The sequence below is a fragment of the Chryseobacterium potabilaquae genome, assembly GCF_902728265.1.
Lineage (GTDB): Bacteria > Bacteroidota > Bacteroidia > Flavobacteriales > Weeksellaceae > Chryseobacterium > Chryseobacterium potabilaquae.
The window spans coordinates 1-5,674 of record NZ_CACVBR010000081.1 but is presented as its reverse complement, the minus strand read 5'-3'; the positions used below and the strand labels follow the sequence as shown (position 1 = coordinate 5,674).

Sequence of the window (5,674 nt, the reverse complement as noted above, 5' to 3'; positions counted from 1 at the left end):
AGGAGGAAAAAGCAAGTTTTCTTTGGGATTGTAATCTTTAAAGACTACTTTTGAAGAAGTTAACACAATGCAAATTAATCAATTTGCAACTATTAGGAAAGCCAAAGCTTTCCTTTTTGCATAAAAAAGGATATCTCTTTTGAGACAGCCTCATGCCAGAAGTATTACAGAAAATTAACACAGAATTAGAAGCTTTTAAAATAGACCCCAATCTACAATTAGAAAAAGGAAATAATGCGGTGGTCACAAGAGCACGTAAATCAGCTTTAGAATTAAGTAAATTGTTCAAAGAATTCAGAAAAGTCTCTGTAGAATTGAGTAAAGAAAAATAGTTTTACAATAAAAACAAAAATTGCTGTAATCTTGCAACAATTTTTGTTTGTTATGAATAATGAATGTTAATATGCGAAAATTAAGTTTGTTAGTTTTCTATGAATCTCTTTATGGCTATGAAATATCTTATTTTTACTGATATTTAGCAGTTTATTTTTCAACTTTGTCCTGCCTTCCGTATTAAATTCAGGAAATTCTTTGAAAAAATCTGCATATTTAAATTGTAAATCTACTTTTTTCCTTTCAAAAGGCTGCTTTTATTTCATATTATTCACAGTTAAAGGAATCAAAACTATTGGTAAAATAAAAGTAAATTGAAGTATTACAGATGCTTGCAAAGCAAATTTGATTTATTATATACCTTTAACATGATACTATATTTTTATAAGATTTCCCGCTATTGGTCTGAAATAAAAAGTTAGCCATTTTGGACGTCAATGTGAACACTAGGTCTAATAGTTTATGAATAGATACTTCTAAAAAACATTAATTATACTATTATTCTTTAATCAATTTCTTACTTACTATTTGTTTATCAGTTTCTATAGAAATCAGATAGCTACCGCTTTGAACCGAAGAAAGATTGATCTCCTGTTTATTTCCTTTTAAAGATGAGGATAAAATCAGCTTTCCTGATCCATCTATAATTTTATAGGATTTTAAAGTTTCTTTAGAAGAAATAGTCATAGTATTTTTTATAGGATTAGGATAGATAGCTAGCATATTACTTTCTATATTATTTTTAACATCATTTGTTCCCAACACAATACTTGTAGAGCAGATACCGATCACACTGCCTGCATGTCCGCCGGGGCTATCAATTGTTAATTGTGTATGGGCATTAGGGGAATGAATTACAAAAGTTTCTTCTCCAAGGTGTTGCGCAGTTCCACCTATAATTGTATTACCAATAATTGTGGAACCACAAGAATTATTAAATGGGATTGTAACATTTCCTCCGTTAGAAGTAAAGGTATAATTTTCTGATCCTATAAAATCACCAGCTAGTCTTACTATGAAAACTACGTCATTGACTGGCTGCGCAAAAGTAAGATTCAAAGACCACACACCACCTGTCCCAACGGCTAATCCATATGGTCCGAGATTTCCTCCTCCACAAACTGTATTATTAGGAGAATAATTATATACAGATCCTGTAGAAACTGAAGTTACCATAATTCCATTCACTGTTGTCGTTCCATTCATAGGAATAGGCGCCGTACTAAAACAAGCTTGAGCCTGTAGTATGTGGTTACACGATAAGATTATTATGGAAATAATATATCTTTTCCAAGAAAAATTGCGGTTAAATAATAATTTTTTTTCATTTTTTTAAAATTTATTTTTTTATCACATGAGCTTTATAATAAGATTTATAACTAATATATTTAATTAATAGACTGCCGTATCTTAATAAACATCCCCAAACATCTAGAAGTTCTTTTTGTAAGATGGAAGATATGAGATTAAAAATTCACAATTCACAACTTACTGTTCGGAAGATTACTTTTATATAAATTGGTTATTGTTTTTCCAAGTAATTAATCTTTTATAAAAATTATACGCTATATCTCTATAATTGTAAATATAATCAGCTTTTTCGTAATCATGCTCTAGTGACTCAACAAAAAGATTAGCAACCGCATTATATAAATTAGAATCAAGATTTTTAAAAATAGAGTATATCTCATTGTAAGTATGTTTATTATTAACATCACCAAAAAGAGAACCTAATTTACCCACGAAAATGTTTGCAGCTCTCACATTAATCATATTATTTATTCTATAGTTTTTTACCAATGAATTTATTTCTTTTTGATTTATTTTTTTTCAAAATAATCCATAATAAAAAGATAATCCATATAACCTAATTTCTTGTAATCATTGAACATTATCTTATGCTCTATAAAATTAGCTAAAGGCTCGGTGATACTCGCATTAAACATTGTAAAAAACAATGGATCATTTGCCATATTTCTTTTCAATGCCGAGCATAAATAGAAATCGTGATAGTCTAAGTTTAAATGCAGTAATTCATGTGTAAAGGATGCCTCACAAATATTTACTGAATTATAATAAATAATTGCATGATTATTTCAAAGATTATATATTTTTTTAAAGTATGAGGTTTTATCTCAATTGTAAATTTTCGAGATAGCTTTTCCCATAGCTCTATATTTCGATTAGTAACAAATTTTTCTATCATCATTTTTTGAGATTTTATTAAGTAATTCTGGAAAAAGAATCAATAAGAAAATAATTTCTTACATTATTAAATAGTCGATTACTTTTTACAATTTATTGAGGCCTATCTTTTTATAAAGAAGATCGAAAAGAGCTTGCCCTCTAACTTCTATATATCCTATTTGAGTAAGAATTTGCAAACGATTTTTATCATTTTTATTCTTTTCATACCTATCATATGCTATTGAAGTTCCAATAATAGTGTCCCCAAATAATTTTGATGCTTGTCTCGTTGCTTTATCTAAAAACAAGATATTCTCATGATGAATTTGTTGAAAATATGAGGCTATTAGTATATGACCTTTATAATCACTCTGATCAAATGGCATTAAAGGCTCTCCGTCTAATACAAGTATTGCATATCCAAAATCTTTTCTAGTCATCTGTACAGCTTCTGCAATTTTGACATGGGCTTTTACTTTATAAGAAAACAGTTCATCTCTAATTTTTTGTTTTCTTGTAAGTCTTGCATTTAGTAAAGAACCTACCCCAACTCCAATTATTGCTAAGACTGGACCTATTGTATATTTGAATATTTCATCCATATATTAGGTTGATTTTAAGATTCTGCTATTATAGTCATAGTTTTAGTTTCTTCAATATACAAATATTTTTAATCGTTTTTTGAGATTTGTAAATATATTTTAATTGTTAGCGCTTAGCACAGTGATGGTTCATGGAGTATTAAACTTTTATTAAACCACAAAAGTTGACGCGAGGAAGAATATTCTATTAACTGAGTCACTTGCCATTTAGCTAAATATATGTTGGCAGTGGGATATTATTTTCTATATAAATTCATCTTTAAGTTCATCGAATTTTTCTTTTAGAAGAAGTTTATTCTTGTCTAGAGTAATAATTTTTGCCTTATCAACAAAAGGCTTTAGATGTTCATTCTCCATACCACTCATTATTATTTGATTGTCACTTCTAATTTCATTTGTAAGTAAATCAACAATTTTGTCATAGTTAGTATGTGATTGTTCTTGCTAATTAGGAGTGTCAATAATAACTTCACTTCCAAACTTTTCTACCATAGTAAATATGGTTAAATAGTATGCAAGTATTGCTCTAACACCTTCTGCCGCACCACCTTTTTTGATGATTTTGTTATAATCTGATGGATATATACTTATTTTATTGATTTTAATTGTTTTATAGGATTGTTATGATATGATAAAAACCAATAAAAGCTAATGAACAAACCTTGATTTAGTCACTGATTTTAAAAGGAGGGACTAAAACAAATTCGCATTATGAAGTGTATCAAAAAAAATTTTAGAAGAAGTTAGAAGAAGAAAGTTAAGACTTTTTCTTTTCCCTTCAATATACTCATAATTTTTTATGACATTGATGTTTTTTCTTGAAAAGGTTTGTTATATAAATTTTAATATATACATTTGCAGCACATTAATGATAAAAAACACTCATGATGAATCCTATCAACCTTTTAAATCCCAAAGATTTTGCTAAATTACCTAGCGTTTATTCTTCGTTTGATAGAATTATGATTTTAATACCTATTTCTAGTAGTTTTTATTCACTAAGTTAATTCTGAATAATTAGACATTTAATTTATATTATTAGAAATAATTTAATCCATTTTTTGATTCTTAACCACTAGATTCTCTTCTAAATTACCCTATTTTATTTTGTTTGACCTGGAATAAATTTAGGCTTTTAGAAGGAGATATAAGAATTATCTCTTTTATTCTCGGGCGAAATAATAAGAGTTCTTAAAGACAATTATAACTTACATATTCTTTCTAAATATTAGAAGGATAGTTTATTTCATTATTAAATTGAATATGCATTATTGTTATTAATAACGTAATTCAATTAATATCTTTATCATTAGTATTAATTTAAAAAAAAGCACAATGAAAAATTTAATTATCGGATTTATTGTTCTAGCAATAACTTTAAGTTGTAATTCTTCTAACGATGATGTTGCTATTTCAAATTCATCTAACGTAGATACAACTCCAATACTTCCCACATCTGTTTTCGTATATTCTGGAAACTCCATATCTTACTCTTTAAAGTATTCGTACGTAGGAAGTAAGATAAAGGAAATTATACGGGATAATCTTAAATATATATATACCTATAATGGTAATAATATTACTAAAGAAGAGTGGTCTGTAAATGGAGAAATTAAGTTGATAAAAGAATTTTCGTATTTAAATGATAGAGTCAGTTCGGTAAAAGTTACGAATAAAATTACATCACCCGCCATAGTTTACACTAAAAATATTGAATATGTGAATGATTTTCATATAAAGTATAACGAATATGATTTAGAGGGAAATTTAGTAAGTCAAATTGAGGCCTATTTTGATAGTAAAGGAAATCAAATAAATATAATTAGTAAATTATCTGCAGGAACTATAAAATCTGTTTCAACTTTTGATAATAAAAATAATCCTTTTAAAAATATTATAGGATATGCTAAGATTAAAATGATAGACGAAAATGCAGGAGGATTAATTGGAGAGGGGATGTCAGGAAGTAATAACCTCTTAAAAAGAGAAAGTGACTCTTCTTTAACTAGCTATGTTACTTGTACTTATGTTTACAATGCTTTAAATAATTATCCCAAAGAGCAAAGTAGAAAATATTTAAATGAACCAGAAGAAACCATAAAGTATTACTATAATAAATTGTAGGGTGGAAAAATAAATTCTAAGATTATAATTTAATATAGGATTTGTATTAAGTTAAGTTTAGAAAATAGTATATAGTCATTAGCTTTCATAAAGCTAATGACTATGTTTTATAAAAGAAACCGTATAGTGACTAAACTCTATTGCAAAAATATAACGTATATTAATCCTTTCTCGGGTTCAATAGGAGGGGGGATATATCTCAAGCAGAACAGTAGGTGAATCAGTAGGGTAGCAGGGAAGAAAGTTTACAAAACCCAACAACTGTATTTTCCTTTGTTATTATCAACGAAGACGCTTTCATCGGTAGTGTCTCACTAACTGTGTAAGTTAAAAAGTTATTCTGGAAAATTTAGAGCTCTTACAGCTCAAGAAATTTTTCGGAACTCACTTTTTATTATTTTTAACCATTACATAGTTATGATTGACAA

Annotated in this window: 5 protein-coding genes; 2 read left to right on the top strand and 3 right to left on the bottom strand. The window is 27.6% G+C overall.

Features of this window, described 5'->3' with window-relative positions; translation table 11 throughout:
• Positions 1 to 152: 152 nt before the first annotated feature.
• Positions 153 to 332 (top strand): histone H1, encoded by a 180-nt coding sequence (locus CHRY9293_RS18150; protein WP_162034265.1) that lies wholly within the window; start codon positions 153 to 155, stop codon positions 330 to 332.
• Between the two features lie 499 nt (positions 333 to 831).
• Here CHRY9293_RS18150 and CHRY9293_RS18145 read toward each other — a convergent pair whose 3' ends face one another.
• The 3 genes from CHRY9293_RS18145 to CHRY9293_RS18135 all read right to left on the bottom strand — a co-directional run bounded on the left by CHRY9293_RS18145 (position 832) and on the right by CHRY9293_RS18135 (position 3,122).
• Complete coding sequence (locus CHRY9293_RS18145) at positions 832 to 1,539, bottom strand: T9SS type A sorting domain-containing protein (RefSeq protein ID WP_162034264.1); 708 nt, start codon at positions 1,537 to 1,539, stop codon at positions 832 to 834.
• Positions 1,540 to 1,842: 303 nt separating this feature from the next.
• Positions 1,843 to 2,106 (bottom strand): hypothetical protein, encoded by a 264-nt coding sequence (locus CHRY9293_RS18140; RefSeq protein WP_162034263.1) that lies wholly within the window; start codon positions 2,104 to 2,106, stop codon positions 1,843 to 1,845.
• Between the two features lie 518 nt (positions 2,107 to 2,624).
• Complete coding sequence (locus CHRY9293_RS18135) at positions 2,625 to 3,122, bottom strand: hypothetical protein (RefSeq protein WP_162034262.1); 498 nt, start codon at positions 3,120 to 3,122, stop codon at positions 2,625 to 2,627.
• A 1,335-nt stretch (positions 3,123 to 4,457) separates the two neighbouring features.
• On the opposite strand from CHRY9293_RS18135, the gene CHRY9293_RS18130 reads away from it, so the two are divergent.
• Complete coding sequence (locus CHRY9293_RS18130; RefSeq protein ID WP_162034261.1) at positions 4,458 to 5,246, top strand: hypothetical protein; 789 nt, start codon at positions 4,458 to 4,460, stop codon at positions 5,244 to 5,246.
• The last annotated feature ends 428 nt before the right edge of the window (positions 5,247 to 5,674 follow it).